This is a genomic window from Tersicoccus solisilvae (assembly GCF_014643255.1).
GTDB classification, from domain to species: Bacteria; Actinomycetota; Actinomycetes; order Actinomycetales; family Micrococcaceae; genus Tersicoccus; species Tersicoccus solisilvae.
In genome coordinates, this window is the sequence record NZ_BMJI01000102.1 from 1 (window position 1) to 527 (window position 527).

At 45.7% G+C, this 527-nt stretch carries 1 protein-coding gene; it reads left to right on the plus strand.

Features of this window, described 5'->3' with window-relative positions:
• The coding region (locus IEX22_RS16450; protein ID WP_229660124.1) for a 7TMR-DISMED2 domain-containing protein at window positions 1–527 on the plus strand (527 nt) is incomplete at both ends.

The following is a 527-nucleotide window of genomic DNA, read 5'->3' on the forward strand; positions in this document are numbered from 1 at the left end:
TATCACTGGCAGTTAACGCCGCCCCGGAAGTAGAAATTTCCGCTTCAAAGGGGCTGGATTTAGACCTGCGTCCCAGCACTAAGATTTACGAAATGACAACTGACAGTCATCTCGGTCTAGTACAAAAATTGCCAGCATCGGCGTGGCGAGCAGCCAATGACTATAGATTTGTGAACTTGAAGCCCCATGGCCTGTGGTTCAATTTTACCCTTATCGCCACGGAACCCGGCAATTACAGCCGCTTACTGACTTTTAATAATCCCAGCCTAGATAAACTGGAAATCTATCATTTCATAGATGACCGTCTGCAACGCCAGCTTACCCTGGGAGATAGCCAGCCCTTTAGCTACAGAAATATATTGAGTACCGATTTTCTCTATGCTTTCGAAATCAAATATCCGGAAAAACATCAATTTTGGTTGAAACTGACCACATCCGGCAGCAGTTATCTGCCAATCCATCTATGGGAACCCCATGTACTGTTGCAAAGCCATGAAACCCGCAACTTACTCAATGGCATCCAACTC